Origin of the sequence: Sphingopyxis sp. PAMC25046, from assembly GCF_004795895.1 — a bacterium.
GTDB lineage: Bacteria > Pseudomonadota > Alphaproteobacteria > Sphingomonadales > Sphingomonadaceae > Sphingopyxis.
In genome coordinates this window covers 1358546-1383238 of the sequence record NZ_CP039250.1, presented here as the reverse complement: position 1 = coordinate 1383238, position 24693 = coordinate 1358546, and the positions used below count along the sequence as shown (strand labels likewise).

The window sequence follows — 24693 nt, the reverse complement described above, 5'->3', positions numbered from 1 at the left end:
CGGAGGGGTTTCGCGATTGGCGCGAAATCAGCGATCGGCCAAATCGAAGGACGCGAACCATGCCGTTTTACGAGCATGTCTTTATCGCGCGTCAGGACCTGAGCCAGGCTCAGGTCGACGCGCTGGCGGAAACCGTCACCAACGTCATCGGCGAATTCAAGGGCACGGTCCACAAGACCGAGACCTGGGGCCTCAAGCAGCTCGCCTACAAGATCCAGAAGAACCGTAAGGGTCATTATGTGATGCTGTCGGCCGAAGTATCGGGCGAAGCGATCGCAGAGATCGAGCGTCAGGCTGCGATCAACGAAGATATCATCCGCTGGCTCACCATCAAGGTCGACGAACTCGAAAAGGGTCCGTCGGTGATGATGCGCAAGCAGGAACGCCGCGGCGGCCGTGGCCGTGACCGCGACGGCGAAGAATAAGGAACAGCACAATGGCACGACCCTTTTTCCGCCGCCGCAAGACCTGCCCCTTCAGCGCGAAGGACGCACCGGTCATCGATTACAAGGACGTCCGCCTGCTCCAGGGTTACCTGTCGGAGCGCGGCAAGATCGTCCCGTCGCGGATCACCGCGGTGTCCACCAAGAAGCAGCGTGAGCTGGCGAAGGCGATCAAGCGTTCGCGCCACATCGGCCTGCTCCCCTACATCGTGAAGTAAGGAGGGCGGACCGATGGAAATCATCCTGCTCGAACGTATCGAGAAACTGGGCGGTATCGGCGACGTCGTCACCGTCAAGAACGGCTTTGCCCGTAACTATCTGCTGCCGAACAACAAGGCGCTCCGTGCGAACGACGCCAACAAGAAGCTGTTCGAAGCCAACCGTTCGAAGATCGAGGCCGACAACGCCGAGCGTCGCACCGACGCCGAAGGCCGTGCCAAGGACATCGACGGCAAGCAGATCGTCCTGATCCGCCAGGCGTCGAACACCGGCCAGCTTTATGGTTCGGTTGCGGTCCGCGACATCGTCGAGGCACTGACCGAAGACGGCGTCCAGGGCGTCACCAAGGCGATGGTCGAGCTCGAACGTCCGATCAAGTCGCTCGGTCTGGTCGACGTCAAGGTCAAGCTGCACCCCGAGGTCGTCGTGACCGTCGGCGTCAACGTCGCGCGCTCGCCCGACGAAGCCGAAATGCAGAAGCAGGGCATCGACGTCATCGCCGCGATGTTCGAAGAAGAACAGGCCGAAGCCGCCGCTGCCGCGCTCGAACCCGACGGCGAGGACGAGTTCGAAGACGCGACCCCGCCTTCGGAAGTCGCCGCCGACGAAGCTCCGGCTGCCGACGAGCCCGAAGAAGAAGCTTAAGCTTTTTCAGGCTGAAGCCTTTCGAAAGGGCCGCGTTTCCCGATGGAGGCGCGGCCCTTTTCTTATGCGATTTTTGAATGGCGGGCGGATAACGGCCGAACCGAGCCGTCGCCCCCACGAAGGCGGGGGCGACGGTTATTGGAGTACGACAACTCCCCATCCAAACGCCCTCCCGTTCAAATCCCGAACAGCTTCGCCAGCGATTTTTCGAGCATGAAATATTGCCAGATCAGTCGGCCGTGATCGCGGCGGCCCGACTGGTGCGCAGCGACGATGCGCTCGATCTCGGCCATGTCGAACCAGCCCGAGCGCGCGAGCGTTGACGAGGTCGCGAGACTCTTCGCCTGCTGCGCGAGCGCGCCGCGAAACCACGCTGACACCGGCGTCACGAACCCCATCTTTGGCCGATAAAGGATATCGTGCGGCAGATAGCGTTCCATCGCCTGTTTCATGATCGCCTTGCCCGTGCCGCGCCGGACGCGCATCGAGGCGGGCAGGCTTGCGGCGAATTCGACGAGACGATAGTCGAGCAAGGGTTCGCGCGCCTCGAGGCTGACCGCCATGCTCATCCGGTCGGTCTTGGTCAAAATATCGCCGGGCAGCCAGATCATCAGGTCGGCATATTGCGCGCGGTCGAGCGCCTCGCGCGCGGGCGCGTCCGCCATCGCTTTCCAGTAGCGCGCTTCGGCGACATGGTCACCGAGCGCGTGATGTGCGGCATCGTTGAAGAGTCTCGCGCGCTGCGCCGGCCCCGTCACGCCGACCGCTTCGGCATAACCCTCCGCCCCGCTTTTGGAGAGGCTGGCGAGCGTCGCGCGCGCGCGCAGCGGGCGCGGCGCCCAGTCCATCTGCGGCCAGACATGCGACAGCGGGCCGAGCAGGCCGCGGCGGAGGAAACCGGGGATCAGCCCGCGCAGGCGCTCCTCCTGATGCTGAAAAACCAGGCGGCGATAGCCCGCGAATGCCTCATCGGCGCCGTCGCCCGACAGCGCGACCGTCACCTCTTCGCGCGCAAGTTCGCAAACGCGGTAGGTCGGCAGCGCGCTCGCATCGGCAAAGGGTTCGTCGAACATGTCGGCGATCCGGTCGACGAGCGTGAAATCCCCCGGCGACACGGTGCGCGTGCGGTGATCGGTCGCGAAACGCTCGGCGATCTGCTGGGCATAGGCCGTTTCGTCGAGCGCCGCCTGGTCGAAGCCGATCGTGCAGGTCTTGACCGCTTTCGCGCTCGCCTCCGCCATCAGCGCGACGACCGCGCTCGAATCGACCCCGCCCGACAGGAAGGCGCCGAGCGGCACGTCGGCAACCATGCGGTCGGTCACAGCGGCGCGCATCAGGTGGACGAGATGCTCGGCCGCCTCGCCTTCGGATGCCCGGATGCGCTTCGAAAAATCGGGCGCCCACCAGCGCGTCGGCGCCGGCACCGGCTTGCCGCGTTCGAGCATCAGATAATGGCCGGCGGGCAGCTTCTCGACGCCGGCGACGATGCAATTGTCGTCGGGGACATAGCCGAAAGCGAGGAAATCCTCGATCGCGGTGATATTGGCTTCCTGCCGCAGCAACGGATTGCGAAGCAGCCCCTTGAGTTCGGACGCGAAGGCCACCGACCCATCGGATAGGCGGACATAATGAAGCGGCTTTACCCCCAGCCGGTCGCGCGCGAGTAACAGGCAGCCGCGCTGGTGATCGTGGATCGCGAAGGCAAACATGCCGTTGAACCGCGACAGACAGTCCGGCCCCCATTGGCGCCACGCCGCGATGATGACTTCGGTATCGCCGCTGGTGCGAAAACGGTGGCCGCGATCCTCGAGCTCAGCGCGCAGTTCGCGGAAGTTGTAGATTTCGCCGTTAAAGGTGAGCGTGACGGCTTCGTCGTCGCTCGCCATCGGCTGCGGGCTGCCCTCGATGTCGATGATCGACAGGCGAAGATGCGCCAGACCGACGCCGGGCGCGGTCCACTCGCCCGATCCGTCGGGGCCGCGATGCTGCATCGGCTGGAGCATCGCGCGCAGGCGGGCCGGGTCGACCGGCTTCGCGGTTTCGAGATGATAGATGCCCGCGATGCCGCACATATACCGATCGCTTAGCGCAGTTTCAGCGCGCGGTCAGCCATTGCCTCGACTCCGCCCGACGCGGAAAGGAAATCGGTGATCGCATTCAGGCCGCCCTGCCGATCCTCGCTCGATATGATCAAGGAGAGCGCGCGCGGGTCGCCGCCGAGCAGCCGCGCGCGAAGCCCCGCGAGCTTGGCGCGGCGCGGATCGCCCGTCACACGGCCGTCGACAACGTACCAGGTGGCCGCATCGCGCAGCACCGGGCCGGGGTGGAGCAGGCGCTCGGTCTTCGCACCCTCGACTGCGGGGAGCGCCGCGCTCCACGCCCATTTGCTGTCGAGGTCGATGGCGCCCTGCCCGAAAGCGACGACCTCGCGTCCCTCGGCCTGGCGCTCATAGCCGCCGATCGCGACCGTCACCTGCCGCCCGGCGCCGTCGACGAAATGCACGATCCGAATCTGGTCGGAGCCATCGAAGCGCGGCGACCATATCGGGCGCTCGAGGATGACCTCGCTCCAGCCCGGCGGCGCGATGATTTCCATGGTCGCGGGCAGCGGCGCACTGCGATCGCCAATCAGCATCCCCCACCCGGCGAAGACCAGCGGAAGCGCGAGCGCAGCGGGCAGCACCGATTTTGCTCGCCCTGCAAAGCGCGGCACGCCGTCCGGCCCGCGCACATCAACCGCGGGGTCGTTCGCCGGCCGGTCGAACCAGCGCAGCGCCACGAGCATGACGAGCAGGATGACGAGCCCGAAAAAAATCCAGCCGTAGAAAATATGGTCGATGCCGCCCGCCGCCTCGATCCCCCAGATTTCGGCAGCGACCATCGTGCCATAAGCACGCAGCGCGTTGGCGAGGATCGTTGTCGCAAGCGCCGCCGCGACGAAGACGATCCGCCGCGTCCAGCTTTTGAAACAGAGATGCGCCGCGAACACCGAATAGGCGAGCATCGCGATCAGGAAATTGACCCCCGAACATTCCTCGGCGACCTCGAAGAAACCAGCCTTCGTCGTGATGAACACGCCCTGCATTTCGGCGGCGATGCCCGAGAGGTGGAGCAAGACGACGCTGATGTGCGCGGTGAAGGTCTGGAGCAGCGGCACCAGTTCCTCGCCGAAGGGCACGAGCAGCAGCGCATAGCCGAGCGGGAACAGCAATCCGCGCACGAGCTTTTCGCCGAGCGCCGCGCCCACCGCCCCCTGCAGCATCAGGACGAGGCCGAGCTGCCGGAACAGGCCGACCCCCGCCGCTTCACCGACCAGCCACACCAGCCCCGCGCCCGCCATCCAGATAAGCGCGGGCCACCAGAAGGCGGGCGTGAGCGGGCGGAGCAGCGATACGCGCTGCGACACCAGCCAGCCGATCATCGGCACCATCAGCAGGCAATGGGTGAAGGTCGAGCTATGCCACCAGATGCCCGCCATGTCTGCGACATCGCGCCAGAAGAGCGCGAGGATGACCGCCGCGAGCAGACCGAGCGCGGCGAGATGGCGCTGCCAGAGCGTCATGCGGGCAGGCCCAGAAGGTCGCCGAGCGGCGCCATGCGCGCGTCCCATCCGTAACGCGCGACCATCCGCGCGCGCGCCGCCTGCCCCATTGCGGCCGCGGCGGCGCGGTCGCCGAAAAGCGTACAAACGGCGACCGCCATCGCCTCCGCTCCGTCGGCGACGAACAGATGCTCGCCCGGCATCGCGTCGATCCCCGTCGCGGCGGCGGCGCTCGCGACCACGGGGCGCGCCATCGCCATCGCTTCGAGCAGCTTGTTCTGCACCCCGCGCGCGAGCAGCAGCGGCGCGACCACGGCACCGGCGGCGACGAGCCACGGGCGCACATCGGGCACCTCGCCGGTCACGATCACGCCGGGCAATGCTTCGAGCGCACGAACCTCCTCGGTCGGTGCGCGGCCGACGATCGCGAAGCGGGCTTGCGGCTGGCGCTTGCGGACCAGCGGCAGAATATCGTTCGCGAACCAGCGGACCGCATCGATATTGGGCCGGTAATCCATCTGGCCGGTGAAGACCGCGAGCGGCCCCTCCCCCGCCCCGATCGTTTCCAACGGGACGGCCGGATCGAAGTGTTTGGTGTCGATACCATTCCCCACCGCGCGCACCTTGTCGTCGCCGAGGCCGCTTCGGCTACGGAACAGCGCCGCCTCCGCTTCGCTGACGAACAGGCTCGCATCGGCGCGGCGCGCGATGTCCGCCTCATAGGCGGCGAGCACGCGCGCCTCGCGCTGATGCACCCAATGGAGCGGCTGGCGCCTGTCCTGCTCCGCATAGGTCGCGAATTTCGCGGAATCGACGTCGACGAAATCCATCAACACCGGCCCGTCGAAACGAGCGGGGAGATATTGCGCCATCTGGCCCGAGAAAGCGACGATATGGCTGATGCCGCCCTGCCCGATCAGCGCGTCGATATGGCGGGCGAGCGCGGCGCTGCGGAACAGGCGGTTCGACACCGGTGCGCCGGTCAGGACGGCCTGCGCGAGCGCGATCGGGCGCGATGCCTTGCGCACTTCGATCGCCAGGCTCTTGCAAAGCGGCGCCATTTTTTCGCGCGCGCGCGCGGCCTCTGCTTCGTTGTCGGCGAGCGCCGCCACATGCACCGGCGCGAGCTTTGCCAGCGCCTCGAACATATGCCAGCTGCGGATCCGGTCGCCGCGGTCCGGGGGCCAGGGCGCGCGGTGAGCAAGAAACAGGATTTCCGCCACTAGCCGAGCCCGCGCGCAATCAGTGGGCCGATCCGGTTCGCCGCCCATAGCGGCAGCTTCTTCCAGAGGTCGACCTGCAGCCGATACCGGGTGCTGTTCGGATTGGTATCGCGCGGCGCCTCTCCCGGCGCGAGCCAGCGCGCGTAGACGAGCGGCTGCGGTTCGAAGCCCCAATTCTTCTTATAGGCGAAGGGGCCCGTGCCGAGTTTCGAGCGGCCGAAATCGAAGCGCGTGCAGCCCCGTTCGCGCGCATGGCGCATCAGCGCGAAATACATGAGTTCGTTGGCGCGCAACCGCCGCGCGTCGGCGGTCCCGCCGCCCCAATAGGGCATGACGGTGCCGCGCCAGTAGAGACTGAGCACACTCGCGACGGGGCGACCGCCCTCGCGCACCGTCAGGATATCCGCCTCGCCGCCGAACGCATCGAGCACGGCGTCGAACAGTGCCTTTGGAAAGACCGGCGTTCCGAGGTTACGAACACTGGTCGCATAAATGCGGTAGTGGTCGCAACGTTCGGCGGCGTCGCTTCCCGTGGTGACCGTCAGCCCGCTTTCAAGCACTTTGCGAACCTCGGCGCGCTGCTTGCGCGGGATGGCGAGGAGTTCGGCGCCGTCGTCGGCCGCAAGGTCGCGCGCGAAGCCCGCATAAATGCCCTCTTCCCGCCTCCAGCTCTCGCCTTCGGGCTGCGCGCCGCCGCGCAGTTCGACCGACGGCACGCCGAGCGATGCCGCCATCGCCGCCGCGCCTTGCGCCAGCGTCGCGGCGACGGCGGGATCGTCGGCCAATATGCCGCCGCCGACCGCGAAGCCGCTACCGACGAGCGCCTGTCCAAAGAGCGGCGAGCGGATATGGTGGAGCGGCAATATGCCCGTCAGCGCGCCCGCCGCGTCGCGCGCTGTGACGAGGTGGCAGCGATGCCCGGTCGCCTTGGTGATCGCCTCGCACCACGCGCGGCTGTGGAAGGGGGTCGCCTCCGGGTGCGCGGCGACATAGGCGTCCCATTCGCCCGCGTCGGATAGCGGCGCGCCCGAAAAGCTGTCGTTCGCGGCAAGCACCGGCGCGTTCACGCCGCGGCGCGCCACGGCTGTGCGCGTTGCTGCTGGGCGGGAAGCAAGGCATCGGCGCGCGTCCATTCGAAGTCGGCGAGCAGTTTCTTGAGTTTGCCAGCCATCGCCGACAAGCCGCTGTAATGGCGGATTTTCGATTTGACCGGAGCGTCGGCGACGCGCGGCTGGCCGGGATCGATTTCCCACGGGTGGAAATAGAGGATAGCGGGGTGCCCCTCGGCATTCATCCGCGCGATCGCCCAGCGCGTGAAGCCATAGGGCAGCATTCGCATGAAGCCGCCGCCGCCCGCCGCCAAGGTGCGTCCCGCAACACGCGCGGTCGTGACCGGCCATTCGACAAGCTCGCTGTCGGAAAACGGCCGCCACGCGTGGCGTGGGCTTTCGGGCCAGCCATAATGGTCGTGGACGACGGGCGCGACGCTCGACGAATAGGCATAGCCTTGTTCGGCGAGCACCCCGTGCGCCCAAGGGGTGCGCGTGTCGACCGAGAAGCTCGGCGCGCGATAGCCACGCACCGCGGCACCGCCGATGTTCTCGAGGATCGCCTGCGTCTTCCTGAGGTCGGCGGCGAATTCGTCTGCGGTCATGTTGAACACGCGTTTGTGATCATAACCATGGCTGGCAAGCTCGTGCCCCGCCGCGACGATGCGCTTGATCAGCGCGGGATAGCGTTCGGCGACCCAGCCCAAGGTAAAGAAGGTCCCGGTCGCGCCGGCATCGGAAAAAATCTGCAGCACCGCGTCGCAATTCGCCTCGACGCGGCATTCGAGCGTCGGCCAGTCGTCACGGTCGATCGTGCGCTCAAAGGCGCCGACCTGGAACCAGTCCTCGACATCGACCGACAGGCCGTTCTGCATTTTCCCTCACCTTCATCAGCGGGATAGCCGATTTCGGCCGGCGTGTCAGGCAGCCCAGGTCCGCGACGTCGCCGGATTGGGCGCGTTGTCGGGATCGCGCTCGACCCATTCGATGAGCAGGTCGAGAACGCGGCGAAGCGCTTCATCCTGTTCGACCAGCCGCGCCTCTAGCGAGGCGACCTGCGCCTCGAGCGCCGCGAGATGTTCGGGGTCGATCGCCGGCGCGGCCGGCGGGGCGATTTCGGTCGCGTCGGGCGTGGTCGCTTCGGCGGCAGGCGGAGTCAGCGTGATGACCTGCGCCGGTTCGGCGGGCACGGCGAAAGGCGCCGGCCCCTCCGTGGCAGGTGCTGCCGCGCGCTGTGGCCATTCGGGCGTTTCGTTCGCGGCCGCCGGAGCGGCGAAGGGCGCGGGGGTCGGTGCGACCGCCGTCGCCGCGGCCGCGACGACCTCTTCGACCGGAAGCGGAGCGAGCGTCGAGGCGTCGATGCCGCGATCGGCCTCGATCTCGGCGACCACCGAGCGCACATTCTGCGCGGTGATGCGGCTCATCTGTTCAACCGCGCCATAGAGCAGAAGCCGGCTGACGAGGACGTTCAATTTGCGCGGTACACCTTCGCTGTAATCGAAGATTTCCTCGAACGCGTCGGGGCTGAAGCTGGGGTTGCCGGTCCAGCCGACTTTGCCGAGGCGGTGCAGGATATAGGGTTCGACCTCCTCGGGCTCCATCGGGTCGAGATGGTGCGTCGCGATCACGCGCTGGCGCAGCTGTTCGAGCGTCGGCGAGTGGAAGAGCGTCTGGCGAAATTCGGGCTGGCCGAGCAGGAATATCTGCAGCAACGAATGGCCGCCGAGCTGGAAGTTCGAGAGCATGCGCAGCTCTTCGAGTGCCGAGATGGCAAGGTTTTGCCCCTCGTCGACGATCAGCAGCGTGCGTTTACCCGCGCGCGCCTGTTCGCGCAGATATTGTTCCATCGAGCGCAGCAGTTCGGCCTTGCTCTGCGCTTCCCATTCGATGCCGAACTGTTCGGCGACAAGGCGGAGCAGGTCGTCGCCTTCGACCTGTGTCGACACCAGCTTGACCGCGGTCAGGCGGTTCGGGTCGATCGTGTTCATCAGATGGCCGACGAGCGTCGTCTTGCCCGCGCCGACGTCGCCGGTGATGACGATGAAGCCTTCGCCCTGCGCGAGGCCATAGCCGAGGTAGGACATCGCCTTGCGGTGCGTGCCGCTTTCGAAATAGAAATTCGGGTCAGGCGTCAGCTGGAACGGACGTCCGGTGAAACCATAGAATTGATCGTACATCGCTTGAATTCCCGTTCGACTGGTCAGAAGTTGTAACGCAGTCCCACCAAAGCTGAGCCGATAAGCTGGCTGTTGAAACCTTCCTGATCGAAGGCGTTGAGGCTGGCCGCCGCGGTCCCGGTCAGGCCGCGCCAGAAGCGCCGCGAATAGGCAGCCGACAATCCGGCCGACTGGACGTCGCTCGCCCCCGGCGCGCCATTGTCGAAATAATTGATATAGCCCGAGAGGCTGAGGTCCGAATCGACATCGAGCTGGCGGCCCGCCGAAACGAAGAGATAATAGCTCTCGTCCTTGATTCCGTTAAGCCCGCCGATCGGCGACAGTTGCGGCGCGAGCAGCTTGCGCTGGTCGTAACCGAGGCCGACGCCATAAGCCCAGCCGGAGAAGCGCGATGACAGCGTCGCCTGCACGCCGCGGCTGCGATATTGCGCCGAGGTCGCATTACCGAGCTGGTTATTGAGGCAGCCACCGCCCTGCTGGCCGAACACGCACGGGTTGATATTGCCGCCGATCGGGTTGCGCGTCGGATCGAACTGCGTCGGCAGCGCGGCAAGTCCGCCCGACAGGCCGCGACCGAGGCTGGACAGTCCATCATAGACGCCGACCTGGATCGAGGTCGCATGGTCGGCGCGATAGGCGAAGCTGCCGGTATAGATGGTATCGCCATAGCGGCGGCCGACGCGAGCGGTCAGCGACGTGCGGCGGCTCGGCCGCCACATCACGCCGGCATCCCAGATCAGCCCATCGGTGTCGAACGACAGGCGGCGCGGGGTCGACTTATCGGTGACGAAGCGACCGTTGGCATCGCGCACCGGAACGCCGTTCGCGTCCAGCACCGGGTCGCGCTGGCCGATCTCGATATCCTCGTAACCGACGCCGCCGAGCAGCGCCACGGTCGGGCCGATGGGCACGGTGACGTCCGCGCGGGCGTATTTGCCCTCGTACCGCTGGTCGAGCTGGCTCGCATCCTCGCGCTCGTAACCGCCCGAAATCTGCCAGCCGAACGGCAGATCGCCGGGACGCGCGCCGAGGCTGGCCCAGGCGACATGGTTGGTCGAGCTGTCGAAAACATCCTGCGGCTGCACATCGGGCGACAGGATCGCGGGCTGGTCGATATCGACCTTGGTATAGCCGAAGCGATAGCCGGCGCCGAAATCGAGCCCGCCGATCCGCCGCGCGAACGTCGGCCCGGCGTAGACCGAATAGAGGTTGGCGACATTGCTGGCGTCGCCGATGAACAGACCGCTGTCGGCGCCCTGCCCGTCTGCGCGCGTGCGCGTCGCGAGCGCGCCGCCTTCGAGGTTGAGGCCGCGCGCGACTTCGAGCCGCCCGCGCGCGAGGCCGCTGATGACGTCGGTATCGCCCTGATTGCCCCAACCGAATTGATGTTCGTAACGCAAGGTCGCAGCGAGTTCGACGCGGCGCGTCACGATCGCGGCGTCGATGCCGGCCGCAACGGTCGTGTAGGTGAGTACGTCGCCGCCGTTCTTGAGATCGGCGGTCAGCACCTGCCCAACCTCGAGATAGGGGCTGACATCGACCTGGCGCTGGGAGCGCTGCCGTTCGCCGCGTTCCGCCGTGCGGTCCGTGTCGGCGGCGGGCGCGCTCGAAGACGCCTCGCCGGCGCCCGAGCCCGGATCCCCCGAAAATTGCGCCTGCGCACCCGTCGCCGTCGTGGCGATCAGAAGCGCCGCCAACGCCGCGCCATGGCGCAGGATGGTCGCGGAGCGCATCACGCGCCTCCCTGTCCGTAATAGGTGCCGAAGCGCCGGCCGCCCGGCGAGAATTTCACGCCGTTGAGGAGCAGCTGGATATGCGGGCACGCGCCCATCAACCCGATCGCGTCGCGTAGCGCGGATTCGAGCGTCTCGTCCGCGCGCACGACCATGATCGTCTGACCGACATGCCCGGCAAGCACGGCGGCGGGCGACGCGGCGAGCACCGGCGGCGAATCGAGGATCAGGATGCGACCCGGCGCGCCCGCTTCGAGCTGCGCCAGCAGAGTTTCGGTGCGCGCCGAAGCGAGCAGCTCGGTATCGTGCATATGCTGGGTGCCGGCGGGCATGACCTTCAACCCCGCGATGTCGGTCTGGATCAGGCAGTCGCCAAGCGGCAGATGCGGGTCGGCGAGCGCGTCCATCAGGCCCGGACCGTTCTCCAGCCCCAGCGCATCGAGCACGCTCGGCTTCGCGATATCGGCGTCGATCAGCAGCACGTCGTGATCGGCCTCGACCGCGAGACTGAGCGCGAGATTCACCGCAGAGAAGGTCTTGCCTTCGCCCGGGTTCGCCGAAGCGATCAGCACGCGGTGTCCGCGCGGCAGGATCGGGCGGTTGCCCGCGCCGCCGAAATTGCGGATCAGCTCGCGCTTCACGATGCGATATTCCTCGGCGATGCCGGTGACCGGTGTGCCGGGTACGATCATGCCGCGCGAGGCGAGCCGCTCGCGGTCGATCACCCCCTGGCGCGTCGGGGCGATCGCGGGCGCAGCCTTCGCAACATCCTTGCGCGGCGATGGCTTCGGCGCCGGGGTGGGTTCGACGGCGGGCGCCGCCTCGACGACCGGCTCGATAATTTCGGGCTGCGGTGCCTCGGCTGCGGGTTCGGCAGGCTTTGCCCTCTTCGCCTTTTTTTCCGGCTCGGGCGGCAGGTTCGACAGGTCGATCGTCGGCGCATTGGCCGCGGGATCGAGCCCGAACATGTCGGCGGCGCGTTCGAGGAGCGAGGGCGGGCGTTTGACTTTGCGTTGATCGTTCATGTCATCGTTCCCCGTCACGCAACCATGCCGCGCTGGATAAATTCGGCGACGAGAAGCAGGGCATAGAGGCCGACGAGCGCACCGCCGCCGCCGGCCAGCCAGACCAGCTTCTTGCGCCGCTCGACATGGCGTTCGGGTGTCACTACCTCGGTAATCGAGCCGATCACCGGCAGCCCGCTCGCGCGTTCGAGCTTCGCGGCGGTTGCATAACTTGTCCGCACCTGACCGAGACCAAAGGCGGCGCCAATGCCGCCACCGATCCCCGCGAGCAGCACGAGCGTCAGAAACAACGGCCGGTTGGGCGCCGCGGGGCTCGTCGGTTTCGATGGCGGGTCGAGCAATTCGATCTTCACCGCGTCGGTTTCGGTCTGCACCTCGCCGCGCAGGCGCACCTGCTCGCGCTGCGCGAGCAGCTTGTCATATTGCGCCTTGAACGCGGTATATTCGCCGTTGATCCGGTCATATTCGGCGGCGATGCCGGGGTTCTGGATCTGCTGCGCCGTGATCTTCGCAATGTCGCCCATCAGCTGGCTCTTGCGCGCCGACAACGCGCTCACCGTCGCCTGACGCTCGGCGCGCATCGCGGCGAGCGAGGCATAGGCGGGGTTCTGGATGCCGCCGCCACCGCCCGTGCCTTCGCGGTCGGCGATGGCCTTCAGCGAGGCGATCTGGCTTTTGATCGCGATCATGTCGGGGTGCGCATCGGTCAGGCCGCGTGCGCGCATCGCCGACAGCTCGTTCTGCGCACCGGCGAGCTGCTGGCGCGCGACGCCGCCTCCGACGCCGCCCCCGCCGGGTATCGACTGCGGGGTCGAGGCGAGCTGGCCGTTCGCAGCCGCGAGCTGCGCCTGCGCCGAGACGAGCTGCGAATCGATCTGGCTGAGTTCGGCGCGCGCCGCCTCGACGCGCTGCGCGGGCGAGCCGGCACCGGCCGGGATCAACCCGATATTCTGCGCCTCGAACGCCGCGCGGCGCGCCTCGACCTCGCGCAGCGCCTTTTCGCGATCGGCAATCTGCGAATCGAGGAATTTCAGGCTCTCGCGCGCGTTCATCCGGCCGCCGCGCAGCTGATCGTCGCGAACCACGGTGATCAGGCTGTCGAGCACGCCCGACGCGAGCTTCGCATTGTCGGCGTCGGAAAGGCTGCCGACCGCAATGCTCGAGGTGATTTCGAAGATATTGTCCTGCTGCGGAACGACCTTGATACTCTTTTGGAGCATGGCGACCGTGCCAGCCTTCTCGCGGTCGTTCGCGCCCGCCGGAAGCAGGCCCGTTGTCGCCGCGACCTTTTCCATATTGCGCGCGCTGGTCAGCGTCTCGCGGATCTGGTCGATGCGCGGCCCCCGCCCCCCCTGCGCCTCGTCGGGCAGAATCTGGTTGATCTCGACGAGCAGGCGCGCGCGGCTGTCATAACGGTTTGGGATCGACGCGATGGCGAGCCAGCCGAGGATGCAGATGCCCCAGGCGACCGCCAGCACGAGCCAGCGGCGTGTCCAGACGCTGTGCACTGCCACCCGGAATTCGTCGTAGAGGCTGTTCATCGCTCGAAATCTATCCTTGGGAGATGGGTGAGTGGCCGCCGGTCGATATCAGAACATGCTTTCGGGGATGATGATCACATCGCCCGGCTGGAGCCGCACGTTCGCCTTGATATCGCCGCGCTTGATCAGGTCATTAAGCCGCAGGGCAAATTCCTGCTGCTTCCCACTGCCCTTGTCGAAACGGACGAGTCGCGCCTTGTTCCCAGCGGCATATTCGCCCAGGCCGCCGACTGCAATCATCGCGTCGAGCACGGTCATGTTGGCGCGGAACGGAATCGAGGCGGGTTTCTCGGTCGCGCCGACGATCCGCACCTGCTGCGAGAAGGTGCTGTTGAAGCTGGTGACGATCACGCTGACGATCGGATCGGTGATATATTGGCTGAGCTGGAGCTTGATATCCTGCTGCAGCATCGTGGGGGTCTTCCCCACCGCGGGCATGTCGGTGATCAGCGGCGTGGTGATCCGGCCGTCGGGGCGCACCTGCACCTTGCCGCCGAGTTCGGGGTTGCGCCACACGAAGATCTGGAGCTCGTCTAGCGGGCCGATGATATATTCCTCGCCCGGCCCTTCCTGGTTCGCGACGAAATTCGCGCTGGGCAGCTGCGGCGCGTTTCCCGCTCCCATGCAGCCGGTGAGCGCGGTCGCGGCGATGCCCGAGACGAGCGCAGCGCGCGCGATACGGAGCGAGGGAAACGAAGCCATAATCATCAACCTTTCGAGCCGTCGGGGGAGCCGCGGTCAGAACTTAAGCGGCGACAGCCATTGCGTCAGTGTCCGCCATTGCTCGAAAAGGGTGAACATAATGTTAGTATTGACATAAGTCTGGACCGCGACCGCGCCAAACTGTCCCGATTGGGAACAGGTCGTGCCGCATCAGACCAGCATTTCGCGCGCGGGCCCCTGCCCCAGAAACGCCGCCGGGCTCGCGCTCGCGCCATAGGCGCCCGCCTGAAAGATCGCGATCAGGTCACCAACCTCGGCGCGCGGGAGCGCGACCTGATCGCCGAGCCGGTCGAGCGGGGTGCAAAGGCAGCCGACGACCGACACGGTTTCGGCGGGCTCGCGGCCGAAGGCATTGGCGACCGCGATCGGATAGTTGCGGCGGATCACGGTGCCGAAATTGCCGCTCGCGGCGAGCTGGTGGTGGAGGCCGCCGTCGGTGACGAGGAAGGTCTCACCGTGGCTGACCTTGCGATCAACGACGCGCGTCAGATAGACCCCTGCCTCGGCGACGAGCCAGCGGCCGAGTTCCATCGCGAAACGGCTGTCCGCGAGGACCGGGTCGCGCACGCCTAGCGTTTCGCCGAGCGCATGCCCCACCGCTGCTGCATCGACCGCCGTATCGCCAGGAAAATAGGGCACGCCCATCCCACCACCGAGGTTGACGAGCGGCGGCGTCACGCCGATTTCATTCGCCAGCCGCGCGGCGAGCGCGACGGTCTGCGCCTGCGTCTCGGCGATCGCGGCCGCGCCCAGCGCCTGCGATCCCGCAAAGATATGAAAGCCGCGCCAGTCGGCTCCGGCATCGATCAGGCGGCGGACGAGCGTCGGAACCTCGGCAGCATCGACCCCGAAAGGCTTGGCGCCGCCACCCATCTTCATCCCCGACCCCTTGAGATCGAAGTCGGGATTGACGCGCACCGCGAGTCTTGGCGTCACACCCCGATGGTCCGCGATCGACAGCGCGCGTGCCGCTTCGCCCGCCGATTCCAGATTGAGCGTCGCGCCCGCGCTGATCGCCGCCTCCAGCTCGCGGTCGCGCTTGCCGGGACCCGCGAAGCTGATGTCCACCGCCGCCATGCGGCTCGCCAGTGCGGCCTTGAGTTCGCCGCCCGATGCCACGTCGAACCCATCGACGAGCTCCGCTATGAAGGCGAGCAGCGGCGCATAGGGGTTCGCCTTCATCGCATAATGAAGCTGCACCTCGGCTGGCATCGCGGCGCGCCATTCGGCGACGCGCGCGGCGAGCATCGCACTATCATAGACAAAAAGCGGCGTGTCGCCCGCGACGTCGGCGAGCGCCGCAGCGCGGTCGCCGCCGATCAGCAACATGCCGCCGGCATCGGCCTTGAAGCCGGGCGGAACCGGACCGTGCGGTTTCATGCCAACTCTCCTTGCGTCCAGCCCGCAGCGATTGCGACGCGATCGAGCTTGCCGTTCGGATTGCGCGGCAGTTCACTCCGCCATTCGATGGCCTGCGGCTGCATAAAATTGGGAAGATTCTGCCGGAGGTGGGCCGCGAGCACCTCTTCGTCGGCGCCGTCGTCCCTGCCGCGCACGATCAGGACGATCGCGCCGCCGAGCCGCGCGTCGGGCACCCCGAAGGCGACCGCTTCATAGATCAGCCCCGACGCGATCGCGACATCCTCGACCTCGGTCGGGCTGACGCGATTGCCCGCGGTCTTGATCATCGCATCGTCGCGGCCGACGAAATAGAGCAGGCCGTCGGCGTCGCGGCGGACGGTGTCGCCCGACCAGACCGCGGTGCCGCCATGGCGCGAGGCGGCGGGCGCGGGCTTGAAGCGCTGAGCGGTTCGTTCTTCGTCGCGCCAATAGCCCTGCGCTACCAGCGGACCGGCATGGACGAGTTCGCCCGGCTCGTCGTCGGCGGTGACGCTGCCGTCGGGGCGGCAGACGAGAATTTCGGCGTGCGGGATCGCGCGGCCCATCGAGGTCGGATGATCGGCAACGAGCGCGGGGTCGAGAAAGGTTGAACGAAACGCCTCGGTCAGCCCGTACATCGGGTAGATGTCGGCGCCCGGGAAGGTCCGGCGCATCGCGTCGATCAGCGACGGTGTCAGCGCACCCCCGCTGTTGGTCAGGCGCCGGAGCAAGCCAGCCGTTTCGACCGGCCATTCGGCCTCGACGAGTTGCACCCAGAGTGGAGGCACCCCCGCGAGCGTCGTGATCCCGTGCCGTGCGACTGCCTTCACGACGTCACGCGCGGTGAGATAGTCGAGCGGGGCGACCGCCGCGCCCGCATACCAGCTCGAAAGCAACTGATTCTGACCATAGTCGAAACTGAGCGGCAACACGCCGACCACCCGGTCGTAGGGAGATAGCTTGAGATAAGAGGCGACGCTTTCGGCGCCGAGCCACAGGTTCGCATGGCTCAGCATCACACCCTTCGGCCGCCCGGTCGAACCGCTGGTGTAGAGGATGGCGGCAAGGTCGTCGGGCTCGGCAATCGAGGGCGGCAGGCCCTGCCCCCCCGAATCGACCACCTCTTCGGCGATTTTCAGATCCTGGAGCGCGCAGTCTTCGGGACGTCCATCGCCCAGCGTGTCGGCGCGCGCGCCATTGGTGACGAGCAGCTTCGCCCCGCTGTCGGCGAGGATATGCGCGACCTGCGGCCCCTTGAGCAGCGGGTTGACCGGCACATGGATCAGCCCCGCGCGCGCCGCGGCGAGCGGCATCAGGCAGGCCGCCCTTGTCTTCGCGCTCCAGCTCGCGACGCGCTCGCCCGGCCCGCCCGCCTGTTCGAGCAGCCACGCGGCGAGCCGGCCGACCCCGGCGTCGAGTTCGGCGAAGGTCGTGACCTTATCGTTGATTAGCAGCGCAGCCGCATCCGCCGCGCCGCGAAGGGCGAGATGGTCGATCGGAAACGAAGGCGGGTTTTCGGCTTTGGTCATCGGCTGTTAGGAGTGAGGTGATAGAGGGCCACACGATGCAAGGGAACGGTGAAGATCAGGCTAACGATGATGCGGCGCGCGCCGCGGGCTTCGCGGCGCCTTTCGACCGGGCCGAATGGTTCGACCTGCTCGCGGCGCATGGTTTTGCCGGGCAAGGCCGGCTCGATGCACGCGGTTCGGCGAACGGCACCGCAGCGCGACTGCCGCTACGCATCGAGAGACCTGGGCATCTGGCGGGGCTGACAAACTGGTACAGCTTTGCGATCCGGCCGCTTTTTTCGGGCGGAAGCGACCATCGCGCCGCGCTGCTCGCGCTGTTTCGCGATCTGCGCTCCCAAGCGGCGCGGTTGACGCTCTATCCGGTTCGCGACGAAGACCGGGCGGGCATCGCGTCGGCGCTTCGCGACGCCGGCTGGTGGGTGAAAGCCAACCCCTTCGGCGACCGCCACTGGCTCGATCTGTCCGATCTGGACCATGATCGCTGGTGGGCAAGCCGCCCCGGGGCGCTGCGCAGCACCGTGCAGCGCAAGGCGAAAAAGGGGATCGTCGCGGTCGAACTGCTCACCACTTTCGATCCCGGAAGCTGGGCGGCCTATGAACAAATCTACGCCGCGAGCTGGAAGCCCGAAGAAGGCGACCCCGCGCTGCTCCGTGCCTTCGCCGAAATGGAAAGCGCGCGCGGCACCTTTCGCATGGGAATCGCACGAATCGAGGGAGCTCCGGTCGCGGCGCAGTTCTGGACGGTCGAGGACGGCACCGCCTTCATCCACAAGCTCGCACATGTCGAGGACAGCCTGAAGGCCTCGCCCGGCACATTGCTCTCGGCGGCGCTCTTCCGTTATGTCATCGAGGTCGATGGGGTGAAACGCGTCGATTTCGGCACCGGCAACGACGCGTATAAGCGCGACTGGATGAACCGGCACGAGCGGCTGTGGCGTATCGAGGCTTTCAATCCGTCGCGTGTCGCGGCATGGGGACCGGCGTTGAAGGCATTTGCCCGTTCGCTGCTGAGGAAAGAAAAGTGACCGAACCCGCCCCTGACGCGACCGGCGTCGATGTCACCCTTCGCGCCCTGCTCGCCGATGTCCTCGGGCTCGGCGAAGCGCGTGCGGCCGCGCTGACCGACGACAGCGGGCTGTTCGGCGAGCTGCCCGAATTCGATTCGATGGCGGTCGCGACGGTGCTCACCGAGATGGAGGACCGGCTCGGCATCGTGATCGACGATGATGAGGTCGATGGGGAAATCTTTGAAACCTATGGCAATCTTCTCGCCTTCTCGTGGCGCAAGGTGAACGGCTGAACCAGCCGATGCGCGCATGATCGAACATCTGCTGCGTATCAACCCCGCCGGCGCGCCGCGCGCCACCGTCCTGATCGTTCCGCCGCTGTTCGAGGAAGCGAACCGCACGCGCCGGACGCTTGTGCTCGCCATGCGCGTGCTGGCGGCACATGGGTTCGCGGCGGTGTTGCCCGACTTGCCGGGTCAGAATGAAAGCATCGTCCCCCTGGTCGAGGCCGACCTGACGCGCTGGCAGGACGCTCTCGCCGAGGCTGCGGCCGCCATCGACGGCCCGGTTATCGCCGCTTCGGTGCGCGGCGGCGCGCTGATCGATCATCGCGCGGGCGTCGCGGCATGGTGGCGCCTTGCCCCCGTAGGAGGCGCTTCGCTGCTCAGGACACTGATGCGCGCGCGGGTCGTCGCCGACCGCGAGGCGGGGCTCACCTCGTCGCTCGAAAGCCTGCAGACCGCGGCGGAAACCGCTCCGCTGCTCCTCGCCGGCAACGCGCTGTCGCCCGCGATGATCGCCCAGCTCGGTGCCGCCGAAGCGCAGCCGGTCGAGCCGCTGCGCAGCGTCGCGCTGGGCGCCGAGGGTGTCGCGGGCACACCGCTCTGGCTGCGCGCCGAACCCGGCGAGGACGCCGCGATGGCGGCGGCGATCGCGTCCGACATCGCCGCATGGAGCACGTCATGCGGCATCAGTTGAGCTTCGATTGCGAAGGCGCCGCGCTCGCCGCGTCGTTCGACGAGGCGCCCGGCGGCACCGGGCTGCTGATCGTGTCGGGCGGCAACGAAATCCGCAGCGGCGCGCATCGCGGCATGGCGATGCTGGCGCAGCGCGTGGCGGCGGCGGGGCATCCGGTGTTCCGCTTCGATCGGCGGGGGATTGGCGACAGCGAAGGCGAAAACCGCAGCTTCGAAGGAAGCGGTCCCGACATCGCTGCCGCGATCGCCGCATTTCGGCAGGCGGCGCCCCAAGTCACGCGCGTTGTTGCTTTTGGCAATTGCGACGCGGCGAGCGCGCTGCTGCTCCACCAGCCGCTCGCGCTGGACGCGTTGATCCTCGCCAATCCGTGGACTTACGACGGGCCGGATGAGGCCAGCGGCGACGAACCCGCGCTGCCGCCCGCTTCCGCCATCCGCGCGCGTTACCTGTCGCGGCTCAAGGATCCGAAGAGCCTGCTCCGACTGCTGAGCGGCGAGATCGATTTCCGCAAATTGTTCCGCGGCCTTTCGGCGCTCAAACAAGCGCCGCGACCGGCAGCGGCGGACAGCCTCGCCCATCGCCTCGAAAGCGCGCTCGCCGAACTGTCCTGTCCGGTGACGATCCTGCTCGCGACCGGCGACCGCACCGCGCAGGCCTTTGCCGAGAGTTGCGGTCCGGCGCTGGGCTGTGGCGAGACAAAGCCCGGCTCGGTCCGCGTCGAGCGTCTCGCCAGCGCATCGCACAGCTTTGCCGGCGAGGATGGAGATTGGCTGACGGCTCGGATTTTGGCGGCTCTGGTCGTCTAGGCGTCCGCCATCGCGTGATATTCGGCTTCGGCGAGGAAGCGTTCGGCGTCGAGCGCGGCCATGCAGCCCATGCCCGCGGCGGTCACCGCCTGGCGATAGATTCTGTCGGTGACGTCGCCCGCGGCGAAGACGCCGGGGATCGAGGTCAGCGAGGTGCCCGGGGTCACTTCGAGATAGCCGTCGGCGTCGAGCGGCAGCTTGCCCTTGAACAGCTCGGTCGAGGGGCTGTGGCCGATCGCGACGAAACCACCGTCGGTCGGCTCGTGGCTCGCCGCGCCGGTTACCGTGTCGATCAGGTCGACACCGACGAGCCCGGACACGCCTTCGCCCGCAACGAAGCGATCGACCTGCTTGTTCCACAGGACTTTGATCTTGGGATTGGCGTGTAGCCGGTCCTGCAGGATCTTTTCGGCGCGCAGGCTGTCGCGGCGATGGATCAGCGTCACATCGTCGCTATGGTTAGTCAGATAGAGCGCCTCCTCGACCGCGGTGTTGCCGCCGCCGATCACCACGACCTTCTTGCCGCGATAGAAGAAGCCGTCGCACGTCGCGCAGGCCGAAACGCCCTTGCCGCCGAGTTCCTGCTCGCCCGGAACGCCAAGCCATTTGGCCTGCGCGCCAGTCGCGATGACAAGCGTTTCGGCCATATAGACGTCGCCGCCGTCGCCGGTCAGCTTGAACGGGCGGCGCGACAGGTCGACGTCAACGATCGTGTCCCAGATCATGCTGGTGCCGACGTGCGTCGCCTGCGCGGTCATCTGTTCCATCAGCCACGGGCCCTGGATCACCTCGGCGAAACCCGGGTAGTTTTCGACGTCGGTGGTGATCGTCAGCTGGCCGCCGGGCTGAAGCCCCTGCACGACGATCGGCATCATGCCCGCACGCGCGGCATAGATGGCGGCCGAGAGGCCGGCGGGACCGGAACCGAGGATGAGCATCTTGGTATGGTGAACGGCGGGCATGGCGATCTTTCATTGGCTGCGCGGCAGGCACAGATGGGTGTTGCCAACTGCGCTAGCAAGGGTCACCTTCCACGCCAAGGGGAGACTGGCGAATGGCAAGCTGGTGGGAACGTCATGGAGTGCCGCGGCTGATCAAATGCGCCTGTTCGCAGGGGCAGGTGATGAAGCTGCGGAGCAAGGTCGTGCCACTCGCGCGCGGTCATGTGCTCGAACTCGGCTGCGGCGGCGGGATCAATATGGAATTCTACCGGCCCGGGCAGATCGAGAGCTTTTCGGGCCTCGATCCCTCGCCCGAGCTGCTCGCGATGAGCCACGCGGCCGCGGCGGATCGCGGGATCGACGCCGACATCCGGAGCGGCGTCGGCGAGGCGATGCCGTTCGAAAGCGGGCGGTTCGACACGGTGGTCACGACCTTCACCCTCTGTTCGGTGACCGATCAGGCGGCGGTGCTCGCCGAAATCCGCCGCGTGCTGAAGCCCGGCGGGACGGCGCTGTTCCTCGAGCATGGCGCCGCACCCGACGCGGGTGTCGCGAAATGGCAGCGGCGGATCGAGCCGATCTGGAGGCGTATCGGCGGTAACTGCCACCTCACGCGCCCGATCGGCGGCGCCTATGAAATGGCGGGATTTGCCGTCGACCGGCAGGGCGCCGCCTATATGCCGAAAACACCGCGCCCGTTCGGCTGGGTCGAATATGGAACCGCGCGCGTGCTGGTATAGATTCGGGCGAAATCGGCCGTAAACCGCCATTCCCTTCCTTCGTCATTCCCGCGAAAGCGGGAACCCAGAGAGCCAGCGTCGCTACTGGGTTCCCGCTTTCGCGGGAATGACGAGAGATAGTCAGGAATGGCCGCGCCCCAACCCTATTCCTTCTCCCCCACCTCGACCAATCCATGGCCGACACTAACGCGCTCGTCGAAGACGAAGCAGCTGCCGTGCCAGCGACTGTCGCCCTCGGGCACCTGTTCGAGATAGGCGAGAATGCCGCCCTTCAGATGGACGACGTCCTCGACGCCTTCGTGGCGCAGGAAGGCGGTCGATTTTTCGCAGCGAATGCCGCCGGTGCAGAACATCGCGACGCGTTTGCCGACAAATTTGTCGGCGTTAGCGCGCCACCAGCCGGGGAAGTCGCCGAAGCTTTTCGTTCCGGGATCGACCGCACCCGCGAAGCTGCCATAGCCGACCTCGAACGCGTTGCGCGTGTCGATGAGCACCGTGCCCGGATCGTCAACGAGCGCGTTCCAGTCTGCCGGGTCGACATACGGCGCCGCGTCGCGCGCGGGATCGAGCCCGGGAACCTTGAGCGTCACGATCTCTTTCTTCAGTCGCACCTTCATCCGCTGGAACGGCATGTCGGCGGCGGTCGAATATTTGACGTCGAGCGCGGCGCAATCGGGAAGCGCGCGGATATGGTCGATGACGGCGGCGATGCCGGCTTCGCTGCCGGCGATGGTGCCGTTGATGCCTTCGCGCGCGAGGAGCAGAGTGCCCCTGACGCCCTGTTCCGCGCAGAGATCGACTAGCGGCTGGCGCAGCAGGGCGGGGTCATCGAACGAGGCGAAGCGGTAGAGGGCGGCGACCTGAAACATGATGCCGCCCCCTTACCCGCTCGCATCGAGCGAAGTCGAGATGCCTGTCATCCCCGGTGCCTCGCCTTCGCTCGACACGAGCGGACTTCGAAGGTTCGCTTCAACGAAACGGATCGCCTCGCCCGGTCGCATATTGCGCCATTGCCATCGTCGTCCACTGCGCGTTGACGCGGATGCAGCTTGGAAAGACGCTGGCGTCGGTGACGAGCACATTGGTCGTTTCGTGGACGCGGCAGTCGAGGTCGACGATGCCATATTGGGGATTTTCGTTGATCGCATTGCCGCCGTGCGGATGACTGCTCGACAGCGTCACATCATCCTGTTCGCGGATCGCATCGCGGAAAAAGGCGTCGACGTCCATGTCGGGCGTGACCTTCTGCCCCTTCGCGAGCGCGGGATAGCATTCGAGCGCGCCGGCGGCGAAATGCACCTTGGTCAGCGTCGCCATCGCATTGCGCAGCACCGGGAGGTCGTCGCTGGCGTCGAGCCGGAATTCGAGCTTGCCGTCCTTCACCCGCCCGCGCCGGTCGGCCGGGAACAAGATGCCCGCCGAATGGACGCGGCCGAAATTCTTCATGCGGTTCGCATGATCGCCGAACCAGCCGGGCATCAGCGACGCCATCGACATCGGCGGCTGAAAATGGCTTTCGAGCAGATAGTCGCCGCAATCGACATAGCTCGACATCTGATCCTCGTCCCACGCATCGCCGCCGACGCCATCGGGCATCAGCGCGACGACCGGCGAAGCGACGTTGAGCGAGACCTGATAGCCGGTGCGATCGATGTCGCTGCGGTCGAGCAGCTTCGAAGAGGCGATCGTGCCCGCCGCGACCACGACGCCGACGCGCGCGCGGACGAGCCGCTTGGACCCGTCGGGCAGGATCAGCTTCACCGCCTCCGCCTCGCGCCGGCCGTCATAGGCGGTCTGCCAGACGATCCGGTCGGCCTTGGTGTCCGGCAGGATGCGTGCCCCGAAATTGCGGCACGCCTCGGGCAAATAGGTCTGGGCGATCCCCATGCGGCGACCATATGCGCAGCCCGAATTGCAATAGCCGCAATAAGCGCAGGCACTGGCCGTATTCGGCGGGCCGAAATTCTTGGCAAACCAGTCGGTAACGGCGCGCTGATCGCGCGGGTTGCTCGATCCGGCCGCATAGGCCTGCCACCCCTCGATCAGATGCGGTCCGTTGTGGCGCCCGCTGCGCGGTTCGATCGGCGCGATGCCGAGCCGGGCCTGCACCGCGTCATAGCTGGCGTGAAAGGCGGCGGCGTCGATCGGCGCGCCGATGCTCGCCCATTTGGCGAGCACGTCGGGCGCGTCGGGGTGCGTCCGCCCCGCTTCGTTGACGCGCAGGCAAATCCCGTTGTTGATCGTCGACGAACCGCCGACGCAGCGGCCCTGAAACACGACGAAATCGCGGTTGGTCGAGGTTTGCAGCGCGCCATGCTTGTAGAGCCGCGCGATCATGTCGAGTTCGTGATGGGTGATCGCGTGGCTGGGATAGAAGGGTCCCGCCTCGACGATCAGCACCTTGTAACCTTGCGCCGCGATATTGCGCGCGGCGACGCCGCCACCCGCGCCCGAGCCGATGACGACAACGTCATATTCCTGTTCGACGCTGTCGGCGTCGAGGATATGCGCGGGATCGATTTCGCGGCCGCCGATCGGGGTCAGCGGCACGTCGTAGCCGCCGCGCTGGCGAAAGGCGGGAAGCGTGAAGCCGATCTGCCGATGCACCGGATTGGCGGCATTGGCACCCTGATCGCCGGGTTCCAGCCCCGGCTGCCAATGGCCGTAATAGCAGGCGTAGATGATGCCGCGCAGCCGCGCCATGTCCTGAAACAGATCGATCTGGCTGTTCTTGAGGCGATCGGTCAGCCGCTCCACACGGTCCGCGACATCATTCTCGGTGAAAAAGGGCCCGCCGAGCACAATTTCGGTCGCGGTCAGCGAAAGCCGGATTTCATCCAGCTTGGTGCCGCCGACCTTTTGGAACAGGTCGCAGACATTGGCGACGACCTGATCGGCCGAAATCGCCATCTCGGCCTCGTGAAACAGCGCCTCGGTCAGCGCCTTCAGAAATTTGAGCTGCCCGAAATTAAACGGTGCCGTCATCGCCCTGC

23 protein-coding genes are annotated in these 24693 nt (G+C 66.7%); 8 read left to right on the top strand and 15 right to left on the bottom strand.

Features of this window, described 5'->3' with window-relative positions:
* Positions 1-59 precede the first annotated feature (59 nt).
* The 3 genes from rpsF to rplI are packed head-to-tail and all read left to right on the top strand — an operon-like array spanning position 60 to position 1307.
* Positions 60-425 (top strand): 30S ribosomal protein S6, encoded by a 366-nt coding sequence (gene rpsF / locus E5675_RS06475; RefSeq protein ID WP_037554563.1) that lies wholly within the window; start codon positions 60-62, stop codon positions 423-425.
* A gap of 11 nt (positions 426-436) precedes the next feature.
* Positions 437-661, top strand: coding sequence for a 30S ribosomal protein S18 (rpsR, locus tag E5675_RS06470; RefSeq protein ID WP_037554562.1), 225 nt, complete (start codon positions 437-439; stop codon positions 659-661).
* A gap of 13 nt (positions 662-674) precedes the next feature.
* Positions 675-1307: a 50S ribosomal protein L9 gene (rplI, locus tag E5675_RS06465; RefSeq protein ID WP_136173794.1), complete on the top strand. Its 633-nt coding sequence runs from the start codon at positions 675-677 to the stop codon at positions 1305-1307.
* A 176-nt stretch (positions 1308-1483) separates the two neighbouring features.
* Here rplI and E5675_RS06460 read toward each other — a convergent pair whose 3' ends face one another.
* The 12 genes from E5675_RS06460 to E5675_RS06405 all read right to left on the bottom strand — a co-directional run bounded on the left by E5675_RS06460 (position 1484) and on the right by E5675_RS06405 (position 17228).
* Positions 1484-3379, bottom strand: coding sequence for an XrtA/PEP-CTERM system amidotransferase (locus E5675_RS06460; protein WP_136173793.1), 1896 nt, complete (start codon positions 3377-3379; stop codon positions 1484-1486).
* Positions 3380-3390: 11 nt separating this feature from the next.
* Entirely contained in the window at positions 3391-4869 is a 1479-nt protein-coding gene (gene xrtA / locus E5675_RS06455) for an exosortase A (RefSeq protein ID WP_136173792.1), read from the bottom strand.
* On the bottom strand, positions 4866-6071 hold the full coding sequence (locus tag E5675_RS06450; RefSeq protein ID WP_136173791.1) for a TIGR03087 family PEP-CTERM/XrtA system glycosyltransferase: 1206 nt from the start codon (positions 6069-6071) through the stop codon (positions 4866-4868). The genes xrtA and E5675_RS06450 overlap by 4 nt, the downstream gene beginning before the upstream one ends.
* On the bottom strand, positions 6071-7153 hold the full coding sequence (locus E5675_RS06445) for a FemAB family XrtA/PEP-CTERM system-associated protein (protein WP_247594804.1): 1083 nt from the start codon (positions 7151-7153) through the stop codon (positions 6071-6073). The genes E5675_RS06450 and E5675_RS06445 overlap by 1 nt, the downstream gene beginning before the upstream one ends.
* Complete coding sequence (locus E5675_RS06440) at positions 7135-7995, bottom strand: XrtA system polysaccharide deacetylase (protein WP_136173789.1); 861 nt, start codon at positions 7993-7995, stop codon at positions 7135-7137. The genes E5675_RS06445 and E5675_RS06440 overlap by 19 nt, the downstream gene beginning before the upstream one ends.
* Before the next feature lie 45 nt (positions 7996-8040).
* A complete protein-coding gene (locus E5675_RS06435) occupies positions 8041-9297 on the bottom strand; it encodes an XrtA/PEP-CTERM system-associated ATPase (RefSeq protein WP_136173788.1) in 1257 nt (418 codons plus the stop codon).
* A gap of 23 nt (positions 9298-9320) precedes the next feature.
* Positions 9321-11030 (bottom strand): hypothetical protein, encoded by a 1710-nt coding sequence (locus E5675_RS06430; protein ID WP_136173787.1) that lies wholly within the window; start codon positions 11028-11030, stop codon positions 9321-9323.
* Positions 11030-12055: a P-loop NTPase gene (locus E5675_RS06425; RefSeq protein ID WP_136173786.1), complete on the bottom strand. Its 1026-nt coding sequence runs from the start codon at positions 12053-12055 to the stop codon at positions 11030-11032. The genes E5675_RS06430 and E5675_RS06425 overlap by 1 nt, the downstream gene beginning before the upstream one ends.
* A gap of 14 nt (positions 12056-12069) precedes the next feature.
* The gene (locus E5675_RS06420) at positions 12070-13596 is read right to left on the bottom strand and encodes an XrtA system polysaccharide chain length determinant (RefSeq protein WP_136173785.1); all 1527 of its coding nucleotides are present in this window, start codon (positions 13594-13596) and stop codon (positions 12070-12072) included.
* 48 nt (positions 13597-13644) lie between these two features.
* Positions 13645-14298, bottom strand: a complete 654-nt coding sequence (locus E5675_RS06415; protein ID WP_136173784.1) for an XrtA/PEP-CTERM system exopolysaccharide export protein — start codon at positions 14296-14298, stop codon at positions 13645-13647.
* A gap of 171 nt (positions 14299-14469) precedes the next feature.
* Entirely contained in the window at positions 14470-15699 is a 1230-nt protein-coding gene (locus tag E5675_RS06410; protein WP_136173783.1) for a pyridoxal-dependent decarboxylase, exosortase A system-associated, read from the bottom strand.
* Entirely contained in the window at positions 15696-17228 is a 1533-nt protein-coding gene (locus E5675_RS06405; protein WP_136173782.1) for an acyl-CoA ligase (AMP-forming), exosortase A system-associated, read from the bottom strand. Before E5675_RS06405 ends, E5675_RS06410 begins: the two co-directional genes overlap by 4 nt.
* Positions 17229-17263: 35 nt before the next feature.
* Here E5675_RS06405 and E5675_RS06400 point away from each other — a divergent pair, with 35 nt between their 5' ends.
* Genes E5675_RS06400 through E5675_RS06385 form a run of 4 tightly spaced genes read left to right on the top strand, consistent with a single transcriptional unit; the run spans position 17264 to position 20019 of the window.
* Positions 17264-18253: a GNAT family N-acetyltransferase gene (locus tag E5675_RS06400; protein WP_136173781.1), complete on the top strand. Its 990-nt coding sequence runs from the start codon at positions 17264-17266 to the stop codon at positions 18251-18253.
* Positions 18250-18528 (top strand): phosphopantetheine-binding protein, encoded by a 279-nt coding sequence (locus E5675_RS06395; RefSeq protein ID WP_247594803.1) that lies wholly within the window; start codon positions 18250-18252, stop codon positions 18526-18528. Before E5675_RS06400 ends, E5675_RS06395 begins: the two co-directional genes overlap by 4 nt.
* A 16-nt stretch (positions 18529-18544) precedes the next feature.
* Entirely contained in the window at positions 18545-19213 is a 669-nt protein-coding gene (locus E5675_RS06390; protein WP_136173779.1) for a hypothetical protein, read from the top strand.
* Positions 19198-20019 (top strand): hydrolase 1, exosortase A system-associated, encoded by an 822-nt coding sequence (locus E5675_RS06385; RefSeq protein ID WP_136173778.1) that lies wholly within the window; start codon positions 19198-19200, stop codon positions 20017-20019. The genes E5675_RS06390 and E5675_RS06385 overlap by 16 nt, the downstream gene beginning before the upstream one ends.
* Here E5675_RS06385 and trxB read toward each other — a convergent pair.
* Positions 20016-20981, bottom strand: a complete 966-nt coding sequence (gene trxB, locus E5675_RS06380; RefSeq protein WP_136173777.1) for a thioredoxin-disulfide reductase — start codon at positions 20979-20981, stop codon at positions 20016-20018. The two genes, E5675_RS06385 and trxB, sit on opposite strands and share 4 nt — an antisense overlap.
* Positions 20982-21073: 92 nt before the next feature.
* On the opposite strand from trxB, the gene E5675_RS06375 reads away from it, so the two are divergent.
* Positions 21074-21700, top strand: a complete 627-nt coding sequence (locus tag E5675_RS06375; RefSeq protein ID WP_136173776.1) for a class I SAM-dependent methyltransferase — start codon at positions 21074-21076, stop codon at positions 21698-21700.
* A gap of 143 nt (positions 21701-21843) precedes the next feature.
* Here E5675_RS06375 and E5675_RS06370 read toward each other — a convergent pair whose 3' ends face one another.
* Together E5675_RS06370 and E5675_RS06365 are read right to left on the bottom strand one after the other, a co-directional pair.
* The gene (locus tag E5675_RS06370; RefSeq protein WP_348769824.1) at positions 21844-22569 is read right to left on the bottom strand and encodes a rhodanese-related sulfurtransferase; all 726 of its coding nucleotides are present in this window, start codon (positions 22567-22569) and stop codon (positions 21844-21846) included.
* Between the two features lie 100 nt (positions 22570-22669).
* Positions 22670-24685 carry a GMC family oxidoreductase N-terminal domain-containing protein gene (locus E5675_RS06365; protein WP_136173774.1) on the bottom strand — a complete coding sequence of 672 codons (2016 nt, stop codon included), beginning with the start codon at positions 24683-24685 and terminating at the stop codon, positions 22670-22672.
* Between the last annotated feature and the right edge of the window lie 8 nt (positions 24686-24693).

What these genes read in the sequence shown, in the direction of transcription:
- rpsF (WP_037554563.1), top strand. Translation starts at nt 60, where the DNA reads ATGCCGTTTTACGAGCATGTCTTTATCGCGCGTCAGGACCTGAGCCAG.
- rpsR (WP_037554562.1), top strand. Translation starts at nt 437, where the DNA reads ATGGCACGACCCTTTTTCCGCCGCCGCAAGACCTGCCCCTTCAGCGCG.
- rplI (WP_136173794.1), top strand. Translation starts at nt 675, where the DNA reads ATGGAAATCATCCTGCTCGAACGTATCGAGAAACTGGGCGGTATCGGC.
- E5675_RS06460 (WP_136173793.1), bottom strand. Translation starts at nt 3,379, where the DNA reads ATGTGCGGCATCGCGGGCATCTATCATCTCGAAACCGCGAAGCCGGTC.
- xrtA (WP_136173792.1), bottom strand. Translation starts at nt 4,869, where the DNA reads ATGACGCTCTGGCAGCGCCATCTCGCCGCGCTCGGTCTGCTCGCGGCG.
- E5675_RS06440 (WP_136173789.1), bottom strand. Translation starts at nt 7,995, where the DNA reads ATGCAGAACGGCCTGTCGGTCGATGTCGAGGACTGGTTCCAGGTCGGC.
- E5675_RS06435 (WP_136173788.1), bottom strand. Translation starts at nt 9,297, where the DNA reads ATGTACGATCAATTCTATGGTTTCACCGGACGTCCGTTCCAGCTGACG.
- E5675_RS06430 (WP_136173787.1), bottom strand. Translation starts at nt 11,030, where the DNA reads ATGCGCTCCGCGACCATCCTGCGCCATGGCGCGGCGTTGGCGGCGCTT.
- E5675_RS06425 (WP_136173786.1), bottom strand. Translation starts at nt 12,055, where the DNA reads ATGAACGATCAACGCAAAGTCAAACGCCCGCCCTCGCTCCTCGAACGC.
- E5675_RS06420 (WP_136173785.1), bottom strand. Translation starts at nt 13,596, where the DNA reads ATGAACAGCCTCTACGACGAATTCCGGGTGGCAGTGCACAGCGTCTGG.
- E5675_RS06415 (WP_136173784.1), bottom strand. Translation starts at nt 14,298, where the DNA reads ATGGCTTCGTTTCCCTCGCTCCGTATCGCGCGCGCTGCGCTCGTCTCG.
- E5675_RS06410 (WP_136173783.1), bottom strand. Translation starts at nt 15,699, where the DNA reads ATGAAACCGCACGGTCCGGTTCCGCCCGGCTTCAAGGCCGATGCCGGC.
- E5675_RS06405 (WP_136173782.1), bottom strand. Translation starts at nt 17,228, where the DNA reads ATGACCAAAGCCGAAAACCCGCCTTCGTTTCCGATCGACCATCTCGCC.
- E5675_RS06400 (WP_136173781.1), top strand. Translation starts at nt 17,264, where the DNA reads ATGCAAGGGAACGGTGAAGATCAGGCTAACGATGATGCGGCGCGCGCC.
- E5675_RS06390 (WP_136173779.1), top strand. Translation starts at nt 18,545, where the DNA reads ATGATCGAACATCTGCTGCGTATCAACCCCGCCGGCGCGCCGCGCGCC.
- E5675_RS06385 (WP_136173778.1), top strand. Translation starts at nt 19,198, where the DNA reads ATGCGGCATCAGTTGAGCTTCGATTGCGAAGGCGCCGCGCTCGCCGCG.
- trxB (WP_136173777.1), bottom strand. Translation starts at nt 20,981, where the DNA reads ATGCCCGCCGTTCACCATACCAAGATGCTCATCCTCGGTTCCGGTCCC.
- E5675_RS06375 (WP_136173776.1), top strand. Translation starts at nt 21,074, where the DNA reads ATGGCAAGCTGGTGGGAACGTCATGGAGTGCCGCGGCTGATCAAATGC.
- E5675_RS06370 (WP_348769824.1), bottom strand. Translation starts at nt 22,569, where the DNA reads ATGTTTCAGGTCGCCGCCCTCTACCGCTTCGCCTCGTTCGATGACCCC.
- E5675_RS06365 (WP_136173774.1), bottom strand. Translation starts at nt 24,685, where the DNA reads ATGACGGCACCGTTTAATTTCGGGCAGCTCAAATTTCTGAAGGCGCTG.